The sequence below is a fragment of the Bacillus cereus group sp. BceL062 genome (assembly GCF_051780025.1).
In the GTDB taxonomy this organism is placed as follows: domain Bacteria; phylum Bacillota; class Bacilli; order Bacillales; family Bacillaceae_G; genus Bacillus_A; species Bacillus_A toyonensis.
In genome coordinates, this window is sequence record NZ_JBPWGY010000008.1 from 159,906 (window position 1) to 172,605 (window position 12,700).

The window sequence follows — 12,700 nt, forward strand, 5'->3', positions numbered from 1 at the left end:
GTTCTTCAAATGAATAATGAATTTAAGTAAAAGCACTCCTTAGGGGGTGCTTTTACTTTATAGAAAAATGAGGTGTCAACATGAGTTCTTTTAGATTTAACAAAATGCGTAAAGACTTTATTCAAATTGCGAAAGGATGGAAAAGACCTACTTGGGCACCATTGAAACGAAATTTTCTAAACGTTCCAGGATATCCAGGCGCAAGATTGTTAAACACACAAACAGAAATGCGCGTTTTATCTATTCCGGTAGGAATTATAGTGCCTAATGGATCTAACTTAGAAAAGCTGAAAGAAGAAATTGCAAGTTGGCTAATAACAGATCAACCAACAGAACTTATTTTTGATGTAGAACCAAACAGAACGTATGTAGCAATTGTGGATGATAGCTTTGATCCAGATGAATTTGTAACACTTGGAATAGGAACGCTTAAATTTATTTGTCCAATGCCTTACAAATTAGGACCGATTCGAAACGCAAAAGCAAAACTAGAACCAAATAATATGATTAAAATGGATGCTTTGAATGAGGGAAGTGTATTTTCAGAACCGAAATTCAAGATACAGGTAGAGAATCCGTCCACATTCATCGATATTATAAATAAAAATGGCGATCAACATTTTCGTATAGGATATCCAGTTAAGGTAGATGAAACACCAATAAGTCGATATGAATTGGTTATGCATGATAAGGCAAATTCTCTAGTAGGTTGGACGGAAGTCGGGAAAGATTTTGTTTCTGATTACGGAAGCGTAGCAGGGAAGATGATAGCGGATGGTGCACGTATCATGCCATCTGATTACGGTCAAGGGCAATTTTGGCACGGACCAGCAGTAAAAAGAAGCATTACAGGTGGACCGCTACAAGATTTTACACTTGATGCAATAGTTGAATGCCGAAACTTAAACCCCGCAACTATGGGACGTGTAGAACTTTATTTATTAGATGAAAGCAGCGTTGTGGTCGGAAAAGTAGGTATGTTTGATGCATATAGAGATTCTAGTGAGAATTTTGGTGAAGTTATGGCGGGAAACGGTGACTACAATCATCTGATTATAGCGGAAACTGGTTATTATCGTTCAACTTGGAATGATTTTTATGGACGTCTACACATTGCACGAGTCGGAAATTATTGGCAGGGTGATATTGCTTTAATCGATGAAAAAGGAAATTACCATACAGAAAGATTCGCCCAATGGTGGGACACGGGCAATAGCTTTATGAAAAAGGTGGCTCAGATTGTTGTGCATATATGTTCGTTTAATGATGCACCGTCATTAATTGCAGCCGTGCACGATATTAAAGTGCAAAAAGTAAATAGCAATACAGAACGTCAAATACCTTATATTGTTCAAAAAGGAGATCTTGTAGAAATCGATTCATCGGATGCAAGTATTCGTATTAACGGAGCAGATGCGATAAATATAAAGGATTTTATGAGTGACTATATACGAATTGAAAAAGGAAAGAATGAAATAGAAATATCCCCAAACAACATTGGACAGGTAGATGTCACATATAGGGAGCGTTACAGATGAGTAAAGCAAATAATCTATTACACATTGTGGATTTTAAAACAGAGCAAATTATTGGAGTTTTAAAAGAACAACATTACTGGGATGATAAGCGTCAGTGGGAGCTTAAGAATAATGTAGACAAGCTTGAATTTACTGTATCTGATGGTACAAAAGAATCTGCCAAACTCATGCAACAAAATCTTATTGTTAAACAAACTCGTGATGGTACTTTTGTTTCATACATCATTACAGAAGTAGAACAAGATACAACAGGTCGTCCGAAAAAGGTTTATGCACTTGGTGAACATACAAAACTAAAGAAAGCGACTGTAATTAAACCACAGACCTTACAAGCATCCACAATTAATCAGTCTGTTGACTTTGCTTTGGAAGGGACTGAGTGGAAACGCGGAAATACTGAGTATAGCGGTATACGTACTATTAATATTAAGGATTTTACAAATCCACTTGATCTCTTAAAACAAATTGCATCTACGTTTGAACTTGAGATTCGTTTTAGAATAGAAATACTGGGGTCTTTTATTGTTGGTCGATATGTTGACTTAATAAAAAAGGTTGGACGTGACAACGGAAAAGAATTCTTGTTAGGAAAAGATGTACAAGGCATCCGGCGTATTGAGAATAGTCAAGATGTAGTAACCGCTCTTGTAGGTGTTGGTCCACAAAATAGTGAAACTGGTGAATTCCTCACATTCGAAGAAATAAACAATGGCAAACTTTATGTAGGAAATAACGATGCGTTACAACGTTGGTCGAAAGATGGAAAACATTTATTTGATATTTATTCACCGCAAACGGAAGATCAAGGTATGACGAAACAACGACTCAAACAGTTAACTGAAGCAGAATTAAAGAAGCGAATTGATAGTTCCACTTCATATGAAGTAAATGCAGTAGCACTTGAAGAAGTATTTGGTTTATCTCATGAATCGGTTCGTAAAGGAGATACGGTACGAATAAAAGATACAGGGTTTAGTCCACCACTTTTCTTAGAAGCTAGGTTAATAGCAGCAGATGAATGTGACACTGATCCATCGAAAGATAAATATATCTTTGGTAATTATCGTGAAATTCAAGATACACGAAGCCTGATCGATAGGTTATACGCACAAATCATAGGTAGCTTATCAAATAAAGCATCTAAAGAATTACTAGATATGTTAGATAAAAAGCTTCAAGAAAACGTAAAAGAAACAGAAACCATTCGAAAAGAATCGGAAGCAGCAAAGAAAATCGCTGAACAAGTGGCTGAAAACTTGAAGAATAATACCGTTGATATTATTGAAGGCGTAAATCCACCAACAGAAAACTTAAAGGATAGAAAAACTTTGTGGCAAGATATCAGCAAAGGTAAGCCTGGTATTCTGAAATTGTGGAAGGATGGTAAATGGGATCCTGTTGTTCCTGATGTGGAATCAGTTAAGAAAGAAACATTGGAACAGGTGGGCAAAGATATCGAGACCACAAAAAGTGAATTAAATCAAAAGGTTCAAGAAGCGCAAAAACAAGCAACAGGGCAATTTAATGAAGTGAAAGAAAGCTTACAAGGTGTTAGTCGTACCATTTCTGATGTGCAAAATAAACAGGGCGAAATTGATAAGAAGGTAACGAAGTTTGAGCAGGATTCCAATGGGTTTAAATTATCTATTGAATCGTTAACTAAAAAAGATACTGATATCAGCAATAAATTAAATACAGTCGAGCAGACTGTGGAAGGCACAAAAAAGACAATGTCTGATGTGCAACAAACTGCAAATGATCTGAAGAAAACAACAACTGAAATTAAAGAGCAAGCAGGCAAGATTAGTGAGAAGTTAACAAGTGTAGAAAAGAAATTTGATGAGCAAGAAATAGGAGTGCGTAATTTAATATCAGACACGAAATATTGGGAAACAACACAAGTATCTTCAAATTCAGCGTATGGAATATTTAAATATGACTTAAATTCATTGTTTAGTACATTAGTTGGGCAAACTGTTACTTTCAGTTTCGAAGTGAAAATTATCACGAATGATAACACAGAGGGAAGGGTTCAATTTTATGGTGCTAATGGTTCTCCAAAATATACTTTTGCTCAAAAAGTTTATACAGGCATAAATAAAGATTTTCAAAGGGTTACTTACACTACTAAAATTCAGGAGACTCCTAGTAACGCTGGACAAGCAAGAATAGAGTTTTGGGGAATAGATGCTAAAACAACAAAAATCATTATTCAAAACTTTAAACTTGAAAAGGGGGACAAAGCCACTGGGTGGACACTAGCACCAGAAGATCAAGTAACAAATGATGAATTCACTAAGAAAACAACTGAGATTGAAAAAAGTGTGAATGGAATCAAAGAAACAGTAACGAAAGTAGAAAATAATCAAAGCGGATTTGATAAACGTGTAACAGCAGTAGAAAAAACCGCTGAAGGTATATCTCAAAACGTTAGCAAGTTACAAGAAACACAAACGACACAAGGTAAACAAATTACTGAAACACAATCTACAATCAAACAACATTCTGATGCGCTGAATTTAGCTGTGAAAATGAAAGATGTTGAAGATTATGTTGGTGGAATTGGTAACCAAACGGTTTTACGCAATGTCTTGTGGAAGAACGACACGAAATATTGGCAATTAACTTCAAACGCAGCAAGAGATACACAAGTCACTTATAAGGGATGTAATTCACTTAGTGTTATTACTACAGGTAATGCGAGTAATTTGTATAAAGGAGCATCACACGATTATATAAACGCTGGGCCTGGATGGAATTATGTTTTTTCCGCTTACTTTTATACAGATAACAAAGCAAGTATAGATGCCGGAGCTGCTATCGAGCTTCAATGTTACGATGTAAACAATAAAATGATTAAAAATTACTTGCAAGAAATAACTATTTCACAAGGTACCTGGATTCATACACATGTAGTAGGACTATTAGTCGAAGGCACCAAAAAAGTTAAAGTGCTGTTTTGGGCTCGTAAAAATGGTCGTCTATGGATGGCGCAACCCATGCTGCAAATTGGCGAGAAACCATCATCATTTATGGAAAATCCAGCTGATATTGCTGGTACTGATGAATTAATCGAAGAAATGGGAAAGAAAGTAGCTACGCTAGATTACAATCAGAAAACAACTGAATTAGAGCGTCTTATTTCCGCCAATGCGCAGGGGATTAGTCTTGCTGCAGTAAAAAACGAAGTATATACGAAACAACAGGCTGACGGCAGATATGCGGATAAAGCGTATGTAGAAAAACAAGCGGGACGTATTGATGTAACTGAAAAAGCGATTACTAGTACCGTCCAAAAAGGCGATATTATCTCGGCTATTAACCAGACAGCAGAACAGATTCAAATTGATGTTGCGAAGTTGAAAATCAATGCGGATACAATCGTACAATGGCTAACAGCGAAAGGAATCGACGCTGATGTCATTAAAATCAGTGGTGATAAAGTAACAATTGATAAAAATGGTATTACAGCGAAAATGGCTGACTTCTTTTTTGAAGATGAGCTTGGGCAGAAATTCTCAGTAACACCAAGGAAGAATCTCATTCCAGATCATGACTTTTCACACATTTCTTTTAATACTTTTAATAGTAATTTTTTGAAAATCGAATACAGTCCTACATGGACAATTATGTCTAATCCATATATTGAAAAACCAGTGGTTAACAATTATGAGCCAATGGTTAATCCGATGCGGATAGATTTAGGAAACTGGATTCGATTTACATTATTTGAAGGGGTAAAACCAGGTAAGAAATACACATTGTCGGCTCATTTTAGAGCAACTACCAATGATAATCGTGTAAACATTACAAACAAGCCAATCATGAGAGCGGTATTCGGTAAATATAACGGTGACACTCCCGTGGAGCTTGGACGAGCATCAAAAACTTACGATGCACCAAGCATTCAAACTGGGAAAATAGTAAGATACGCTTTAACCTTCACTGTGCCGAGTAACTATGTAGAAGGAAATGGTTATGTTTATATTGATTTATTTGGCGAGGGGCTCTTAAATAATATGCAAGCAATTGCTGTATCAGGTGTTCAGTTGGTGGAAGGTGACGTTCCTTCCGTTTATAACTGGGATACAACACATGGACAACTCGTAAACGGAACACTGCCTTTTTCTACAATTGCACTTGGTACAAAAGATAATGTTATTTATCACAATCATGTGAACAAATGGAACTATATGAATGCGCCGCTTGAACTCATAAGCAATGGTGAAATGATGGCACTCGTTGGAACTGATCGTGCGGGACTCAGTTTTTATCCCCGTGGCGGTGGAGAACGTAGAAGTTACATCGGTCACATTTATAACAATGAGAATAGATTCCGAATTGAATCAAAAGATCCAATTGCGACGACACAATCGATTGAATGTAATGGGATTAACGTATGTGGTGGATACTTTGGTGCTAATGCAGGTTCTATTCATTATACAAATGGTAGCTTAGGTTTAGGGTGGTATTTCCATGATGGTAGATGGAATTATGTTGATTTCACAAAAATGACTTCTAGAACATAGAGAGGGAGATGGGTATGAATCCAGACAAATTTATGCGTCCCATGCCACCTAATGAACAGTCACCATTCTTAGGTAGAGTAGTTGATTTGAAGAAAGGTGAAAATCAAGTCACCGTTAGCATTCCAAACGATATGCTAGAATTTTGCGGTATCAAGGAAGATACAAAAGTTGAAGTTTGGGGACTTCCTGATGGCACGTTGAATATGCGCATTGCTACTGCATGTGACTTATGCAATAAAGGTGGCAAAGTTTACGAGATTGAGCTTTTTGGTAAAGTAAGTCTTATCTGTGCCGAAGATTATGTAAAGCTAACCGGAAAGAGCCCAGGGGCTTCTGATGAAGTGATAATTGAACATGTGGAAGAAGTAGAAAATAGAATGATAGAAGGAGCGTTATCTGCAGATCAGTATTAACTAAATACATGTAAACAAGTAGGGCAGCCATGAGCTGTTTTTAATTTTAAATAAAATACGGTTTTTATAACAAAGAGGAGCGATTTCGCTGCTCTTTTTATTTTGAAATGAGGTGGTCAAAATGGACAAATGCAAAGAGTGTGAAGAAAACAAAACAAAAATGCAAAACGTTGAGATACGCCTTGCAGTGGTAGAAAGCAAAGTGGCAAAAATCGAGGAAAATATTGAAAAGATACTTAACAATACAAATTGGCTTGTTAAAAGTATTGTTGGTGGTATTATCGCAGCTATTCTTGCCTTCTTATTGAAAGGAGGTGGTATGTAATGTTTGAAATTACAGTAATGATTGGCATTGTAGTAGGTCTTTCGCAAATCGGAAAAACAATTGGATTACAAACAAAATATGTTCCGCTATTGAATGTAACGCTTGGCATTGTGCTAGGCGTTTTATTTTTGGGCGGAGATATCAAAACAAATGTATTTCAAGGAATCATCGTTGGACTGTCAGCAAGCGGATTATTTGATCACACAAAAATTATGAAAAAGGATGTTGATGAAAAATGAAAAAGACATTAAAACATATTTCTTCTGTAGTCTTTGCGGTTATTTTAGTTTTATCTATTGCAACAAGCGCTTTTGCTGATAGAACACTTATTATTCCTGATTTACCTAAACAACCATACCGTTATGGCGTGGGTGCATATGAGGGCGTTGTAGCCCATTCTACAGCAACTCCAGAAGCTCCAGCTATTAACATTCAAAAATATGAGTCTCGTACATGGAGAAACGCATTTGTTCACTATGCAGTCGATTGGAACGAAACAATCCAAATTGCGGATACAAAGTACATTGCTTATGGCGGTGGACCTGCTGCGAATAAGCGCTTTGTCCACGTTGAATTATGTGAAACAGCAGACTATACAAAATTCAAGCGTTCTTATGAAAAGTATGTAAAACTTCTAGCGAAAATTTTGAAAGATAACAAGATATCTGTAGAAAAAGGATTATGGACACATAGCGATGTAACTCATCACCTTGGCGGTACAGACCATGAAGATCCAATTGATTACTTAAAGTCTCATGGTGTTTCAGAAGCTCAATTCAGAGCAGATGTGCAACGCGCATATAATAATGCTAATGTGGATGTTTCTGTTCCTGAGAAGCCATCTAAACCAGCAGAAGTACCAACAGCTGTAACAGACGGTATCGCCTATATTGGAGGTTACAACGTTAACTTACGTAAAGGACCAAGTACAAGCTATTCTAAGATTCGTCAACTAAACAAACCAGAATCTTATATTGTGTGGGCGGAAAAGGATGGCTGGTTAAATCTTGGTGGAAATCAGTGGATTAAGAACGACCCATCTTATGTGAAGTTTAATAAGAAAAGTACAGTGGATTCTTCTATTGTAGGGAAGCGTGTTGTTTCAAAAGTTAACAATCTACGTTTCTACGATGCTCCATCTTGGCAAGATAGAGATGTTGCTGGTATGGTAAATACGGGTGAAGGATTTATAGTTGATACAAAAGTAAGTGTTAATGGTTCGCCACAATATAAAGTACACAATAGCAAAGGTAAAACATACTATGTAACTGCTAATGAATTTTATATAAGTATACATTAATAGAAAGTAAAAAGGGCTACTCGTAATGAGTAGCCCTTTTTTTAGCATCTCTTTATGCATAACGAGAATTATATATCATAGTTACAACTTCAGCTCTTGTTGCAAACTCATTCCCGCGTGTACCATCAAAAATACCAAGTTTCTTTGCACGTCTATCTGACCCGCTGAATCCGGTTGCTGGATTCCATAAATTTTTATATCCGGCCAATGATGATGCCATTGCAGCAGCCTCGCTACGAGTCACCCAGTTTGTCCCTCTAGAACCATCTGAATAACCATGTACAACAACAAAAGCTTGTGCGGAATTAAAATTATAGTCACTATGATATTTGAACTCTTTACGCATCATCATTAACCACATGTCTTGTCGAGTTGCTAGGCTGTCCCTCATATCAGCAGTAATAATTTTATTTTGAAGAGCCCAATTTATCTGTGGGTCTGCCCAATGTGCAGATGCTTCTTTTGGAGCAATTGTTGCGTAGCCTACTGATAGCGTAACAGCTGCAGCAGTAACAACCATAATTTTTTTGATTTTTTTTAACATCTTTTCCATTCCTCCCTATGTGTTTATGACATTTGTTATATTAATACATCTGTTTTTTTAAGTAAATAGATATACTGAGATTTGTGATATTCTTTTAGGAATAATTTGTGAAGCTCACACCAAAGTGGAATGAAAGGTTTAGGGTATGAAGGTAATATATTGCATAACGAGGATTCATTATGTATGTATGTGAAATAACAAGAAAAAGGGAGCTGCTCTATGAGTAGCTCCCTTTTTTATAGTTCTATTTTTATATTTTACCAAGGTGCATTATAAAGCATAGTCACAACTTCAGCTCTTGTTGCAAAGTCATTTCCACGAGTTCCATCAAAGATACCCAATTGCTTTGCACGAAGATCTGAGAAATAGAATCCGTTTTCTGAACTCCACATACTATAATGTCTCATTTGTGATACCATTGCAGCAGCTTCGCTACGTGTGATCCAATTGGTTCCACGAGAACCGTCTGATATGCCATTGTTTATTACATGTCTACGAGCATCGTCATAACTTACATTAACTGCTCCTCCATGGTTATAACGAGTGATCATTAACCACATATCTTGTCGAGTAGCTAGGCTATCTGCCATATAAGCAGTGATAATTCCGTTTCTCATCGCCCAGTTCATTTGGGTATCTGACCAATGCGCTGATGCTTCTTTAGGAGCGACTGTTGCGAAACCAGCAGATAACATAACAGCTGCAGCAGCAACAACCATAATTTTTTTTAGTTTTTTTAACATCTTTTCCATTCCTTCCCTATGTGTTTGTGACAAGTGTTATATTATTATATTAAATTTTAAAAGTAAATAGAATTAATTGAATTTACGATATTCTTTTAGGAATAATTTGTGAAGTTGACAAGAAAAGATGGAACCATATGTGATTTGAATTATAAGTTTGCCAAAATTTGAACCATAATATTGCCAGAAAGCATAGTTTTTAGAGAACATCCTTGTAATATTTGAAACATTAAATTGCCATAAATCTTTTATTAACTTATAAACTTGCCCCAAAAATAGTAGTAGTCCATCTCCAACATTTAAAACCAAATATTTTTTCATTAGAAATACCTTGTACAATAAAAGTTATTGTATTTGTTGTAATTACCATTAACTAGGATAAATATATGTTATTATATATTTGCAATTCACAGAATAATGAGAAAGAAGGGGTTGTTGTGGAAACAAGGATCATAGAAACGGAGAAGAAAATTGATTCAAAAGCTCTTTTGGCTTTGGGTTTATTAATCATTTCAGGGATTGTATATCAACTTTTTTCATTTGTAGGAGGTATACCTGGATTATTAAGAATGATTATTGAAGCTTTATGGAATCTTGTACTATGTGGAATTATTGGATACTATTTTTTAGGGAAAATATCGTTAGAGCAATTTAAACATTTTAATTTTAAGACATTACTTTGGGGTATACCTTTAACAATTGTCGTGGGTATGGGTTCCACCTCAATATTCAACTACATTTTTGAACCAGCAACTCAAAATTCTGTCGCTGGAGTAATAAGTATTTCTATGATTTTATTCCGTGTACCATTTATGTTAATGGGCGAAGAGTTGATTTGCACGAATATAATTATTGCATTACAAAAATTAGGATTGAAATTTGGTACAGCATCAATAATATGTAGTGTTCTGTTTGCTTTGTGGCATATTCCTGCTTATGGTTTCGTGCCAATGCAGTTATTAATAACTATAATCCCAGCTAGATTAGCACTAAATTATATATGGAAAAATTCAAAGAGTGTTTGGGTAAGTTGGATTTGCCACTTTGTCTTTGATATTTTAGGATTTTTGCCAATGCTTTTTAAATAAAAAAATAACTTTACTTATAAGTAACAAACAATAACATAAAACAAAAAAGAACCTTAGGGTTCTTTTTCTTATCCTTATTCAGAACATGTAGGGATAGTACCACAATCGCTATCAAGCTAATAAAATGAAGGTATGCATTTTCACTATTGGGCTCCTATTTTTGGAATCATAAGTTTGCCACGAATAAAAAGAACCATAACTTTGCCAAAGTGGCAAGGTTATGGTTTAAATCACACCATATATAAGAAGTTATTTTTTACAAAAGAATAGTTTGATTAACAAAAATAAGAGCCGTCCTGTTGGGCGGATTTTTTATTTAGCATCAATAATATCGATAAATTTCAACGTTATATTATTGTAAAATGCATCCGTACAAATTATAGATTTATTCAGAGGATCAATATCAACGACGGTTATATAGTTAGTAAGTAAAAAACCACTTTCGTAATATGTAATCATTATTTCTTCTTCAGAAAGCAACGAGCATAACAACATGTTCTCAATCAGTTCTTGTTCATCTTGGGTTAATGTCGGGCGTTCTACTTTCGTCTTTTCTTTAAAAATCTCACGGATACCAGCGAATTGCTCCGGCATCGCAGCAAATGGAGTCCATTTAACCATTCCTCTTCCTTTTGGCATATTAGCGTTGTTCATGCTTTATGTCCCCCTAACAATGTGTTTCTGTATCTTGCTGTTGCACTATTTGTATACGAAATTCCTCGTAATATGCTGTTCTTTCCAAATTTAGTACGTATTTCGTCCATTACTTTAGTTAGTTTCATTTCTTTTTCTCGTTGTACTATGTTATCGAATAGTGAGATTTGTTCTTCGCCTTCATTAATTAAGTTAGTTAAAGAAACATTGATAGATCTAATGGGTTCCCCAGTATAAAATTCGTGTAAAAAATATGTACAAATCTTATAAATATCCATTGTTAAATTTGTTGGTCGGTTCATAGTGTGAGTTTTTCTGAAACCATCAGAATAATTTTTGCTGTAACCAATGGAAAAATGAATAGTTTGAGCTAGTTTGTTTTGTCTTCGCATTCGATAACAAACTTCCTCGATATGCTCCAGCAAAATAATTGGGAATTCCTCTATAGTGTAATCACGCATAAGTATTTGGCTTTTACCAATAGAAGTAGTTGCTGGAACATATTTTTCTGATATACGGCTAAAATCAATGCCGTTGCTATGTAAGTGTAGTTCTTCACCAATAACGCCAAAACTTTGTTTTAAGTATTTAAGTGGGTACTGCGCCAAGTCTCCAATTGAATGTATACCTTTTCGATTTAACTTTGCTTCTGTCTTACCCGAAATTCCCCAAAACTTATTGAGTGGTCGTATTGGCCATAATTTTATGGGTACATCTTCGTACTTCCAGTATGCTATGCAATCTTTCGTTTTCTTCGCTTCCACATCTAACGCTACTTTGCTCATTAAAGGATTAGGACCAATTCCTATCGTGCATTCGATTCGTGTCTTCGCATATATTTCACGTTTGAATTTCAATGCGAATTCATACGGATCGTTAGCAAATAAATGAAGACTATCCGTAATATCCATGAAGAACTCATCGATTGAATATTGGTGAAAATCCTCAACAGGAACATATTGTAGAGCTAGTTTCGTGATGAAGTTGGAGCATTTTATATAGATGCTCATAATTGGATTTACCACAAGAATGTCTTTACGACGAGGTATTTCATACAACCGCGCCATTTTCTTAACACCTAACGCTTTTAATGGTGGCGTTGCAGCCAAAACAATGGAACCACTCCTATTCACATCACCAACTACAGCTAACTTTGTGTGAAGTGGATCTAAGCCCATTTTGATGCAACTGACTGAAGCATAAAAGCTACGAAGATCTACACATAAAACAATTCGGTTCGGCAATATTGAATAGTCATACACCGTTATTCCTCCTTAAAATACAGAACATCTGTTCTTATTATATACGAATATACGTTCTTTAATAAAGAGATTTTTGTAAAAAATAAAAAGCTGACTACAGTTAGTCAGCTACATTGATAATTTTATTTAAAATTAAAATAAACCTTTTGCATACCTAATGTTTTATAAACAAATTTGAAATCATTATTCTTTTTATGCTTCCACAAACTCATTATCGAAATAGAGCTTGTCCACAAAATTAATACAATACCGTAGAATTCATTTATTGTATTAATGAAGAATATGATATACATGCTTGGAAATG

General features: G+C 35.4%; 11 protein-coding genes. 7 read left to right on the top strand and 4 right to left on the bottom strand.

Annotated features, from left to right (window positions below):
- The first annotated feature begins 80 nt into the window (after positions 1–80).
- From ACS2MN_RS19490 to ACS2MN_RS19515, 6 genes are all read left to right on the top strand, one after another.
- The gene (locus ACS2MN_RS19490) at positions 81–1,538 is read left to right on the top strand and encodes a distal tail protein Dit (protein ID WP_438894754.1); all 1,458 of its coding nucleotides are present in this window, start codon (positions 81–83) and stop codon (positions 1,536–1,538) included.
- Complete coding sequence (locus ACS2MN_RS19495; RefSeq protein ID WP_438894755.1) at positions 1,535–6,067, top strand: phage tail spike protein; 4,533 nt, start codon at positions 1,535–1,537, stop codon at positions 6,065–6,067. Before ACS2MN_RS19490 ends, ACS2MN_RS19495 begins: the two co-directional genes overlap by 4 nt.
- Positions 6,068–6,081: 14 nt before the next feature.
- Positions 6,082–6,480 (top strand): hypothetical protein, encoded by a 399-nt coding sequence (locus ACS2MN_RS19500; protein ID WP_098188559.1) that lies wholly within the window; start codon positions 6,082–6,084, stop codon positions 6,478–6,480.
- 121 nt (positions 6,481–6,601) lie between these two features.
- Positions 6,602–6,805 carry a hemolysin XhlA family protein gene (locus ACS2MN_RS19505; RefSeq protein WP_085450198.1) on the top strand — a complete coding sequence of 68 codons (204 nt, stop codon included), beginning with the start codon at positions 6,602–6,604 and terminating at the stop codon, positions 6,803–6,805.
- Positions 6,805–7,044 (top strand): holin, encoded by a 240-nt coding sequence (locus ACS2MN_RS19510; RefSeq protein ID WP_098126548.1) that lies wholly within the window; start codon positions 6,805–6,807, stop codon positions 7,042–7,044. Before ACS2MN_RS19505 ends, ACS2MN_RS19510 begins: the two co-directional genes overlap by 1 nt.
- Positions 7,041–8,105, top strand: a complete 1,065-nt coding sequence (locus ACS2MN_RS19515) for an N-acetylmuramoyl-L-alanine amidase (protein ID WP_438894756.1) — start codon at positions 7,041–7,043, stop codon at positions 8,103–8,105. The genes ACS2MN_RS19510 and ACS2MN_RS19515 overlap by 4 nt, the downstream gene beginning before the upstream one ends.
- 52 nt (positions 8,106–8,157) lie before the next feature.
- On the opposite strand, the gene ACS2MN_RS19520 is transcribed toward ACS2MN_RS19515, so the two are convergent.
- Together ACS2MN_RS19520 and ACS2MN_RS19525 are read right to left on the bottom strand one after the other, a co-directional pair.
- Complete coding sequence (locus ACS2MN_RS19520; protein WP_098106217.1) at positions 8,158–8,658, bottom strand: protein phosphatase 2C; 501 nt, start codon at positions 8,656–8,658, stop codon at positions 8,158–8,160.
- A gap of 248 nt (positions 8,659–8,906) precedes the next feature.
- Positions 8,907–9,392, bottom strand: coding sequence for a protein phosphatase 2C (locus ACS2MN_RS19525; protein WP_438894757.1), 486 nt, complete (start codon positions 9,390–9,392; stop codon positions 8,907–8,909).
- Positions 9,393–9,829: 437 nt separating this feature from the next.
- On the opposite strand from ACS2MN_RS19525, the gene ACS2MN_RS19530 reads away from it, so the two are divergent.
- Positions 9,830–10,480: a CPBP family glutamic-type intramembrane protease gene (locus ACS2MN_RS19530; protein WP_140154027.1), complete on the top strand. Its 651-nt coding sequence runs from the start codon at positions 9,830–9,832 to the stop codon at positions 10,478–10,480.
- A gap of 312 nt (positions 10,481–10,792) precedes the next feature.
- On the opposite strand, the gene ACS2MN_RS19535 is transcribed toward ACS2MN_RS19530, so the two are convergent.
- Together ACS2MN_RS19535 and ACS2MN_RS19540 are read right to left on the bottom strand one after the other, a co-directional pair.
- A complete protein-coding gene (locus ACS2MN_RS19535) occupies positions 10,793–11,134 on the bottom strand; it encodes a YolD-like family protein (RefSeq protein ID WP_346994973.1) in 342 nt (113 codons plus the stop codon).
- Positions 11,131–12,396, bottom strand: coding sequence for a Y-family DNA polymerase (locus tag ACS2MN_RS19540; RefSeq protein ID WP_346994974.1), 1,266 nt, complete (start codon positions 12,394–12,396; stop codon positions 11,131–11,133). Before ACS2MN_RS19540 ends, ACS2MN_RS19535 begins: the two co-directional genes overlap by 4 nt.
- Positions 12,397–12,700 lie beyond the last annotated feature (304 nt).

Coding starts and splice junctions, on each gene's coding strand:
- ACS2MN_RS19490 (WP_438894754.1), top strand. CDS start 81: ATGAGTTCTTTTAGATTTAACAAAATGCGTAAAGACTTTATTCAAATT.
- ACS2MN_RS19500 (WP_098188559.1), top strand. CDS start 6,082: ATGAATCCAGACAAATTTATGCGTCCCATGCCACCTAATGAACAGTCA.
- ACS2MN_RS19495 (WP_438894755.1), top strand. CDS start 1,535: ATGAGTAAAGCAAATAATCTATTACACATTGTGGATTTTAAAACAGAG.
- ACS2MN_RS19535 (WP_346994973.1), bottom strand. CDS start 11,134: ATGAACAACGCTAATATGCCAAAAGGAAGAGGAATGGTTAAATGGACT.
- ACS2MN_RS19515 (WP_438894756.1), top strand. CDS start 7,041: ATGAAAAAGACATTAAAACATATTTCTTCTGTAGTCTTTGCGGTTATT.
- ACS2MN_RS19505 (WP_085450198.1), top strand. CDS start 6,602: ATGGACAAATGCAAAGAGTGTGAAGAAAACAAAACAAAAATGCAAAAC.
- ACS2MN_RS19510 (WP_098126548.1), top strand. CDS start 6,805: ATGTTTGAAATTACAGTAATGATTGGCATTGTAGTAGGTCTTTCGCAA.
- ACS2MN_RS19525 (WP_438894757.1), bottom strand. CDS start 9,392: ATGTTAAAAAAACTAAAAAAAATTATGGTTGTTGCTGCTGCAGCTGTT.
- ACS2MN_RS19520 (WP_098106217.1), bottom strand. CDS start 8,658: ATGGAAAAGATGTTAAAAAAAATCAAAAAAATTATGGTTGTTACTGCT.